The 448-nt window shown below is 58.5% G+C and carries 1 pseudogene; it reads left to right on the top strand.

What is annotated here, in order from left to right:
* Nucleotides 1-144 precede the first annotated feature (144 nt).
* Nucleotides 145-448, top strand: a pseudogene (locus tag HMPREF2894_RS08880) (IS256 family transposase); the annotation flags it as partial.

Raw genomic sequence — 448 nt, 5'->3', positions numbered from 1 at the left:
GTGTGTCCGGAATCGCGGATTTTCACGGATTGACCTGTAGGTTTCCGGAAAGTATATGCTCCGGAAGCATATATCTAGCCCCCGACGGGAAATCCTCGGTGTGGCAGCCGTGATGTGCTATGCGCGGCGGGGTGTGGTGTCGCAATGTCGAAGAACCAACCACGCTGCCACTGCGGCGGTGAAATGAAACGCAACGGCACCACCAGCAAAGGCACCACCAGATGGCGCTGCAAACAATGCGGCGCCTCCAGCGTCAAACGTCGAAACGACATCACCAACGCGGCAGTGTTCACCCAGTTCATCGAGCATTGCACCACCGCAATATCACTCGACGACCTAGCCAAACGAAACGGTGTTAGCCGCGCCACCATGAAGCGGCGCTTCAAGTGGTGCTGGCTCGTTGATGTGCCTGACCCCACCGCCGGCCACCACAAGCGGATCTACGACC

Source organism: Rothia sp. HMSC066G02, from assembly GCF_001813145.1.
Lineage (GTDB): Bacteria > Actinomycetota > Actinomycetes > Actinomycetales > Micrococcaceae > Rothia.
The sequence above is the reverse complement of the archived record's forward strand: the minus strand, read 5'-3'. Positions and strand labels throughout refer to the sequence as shown.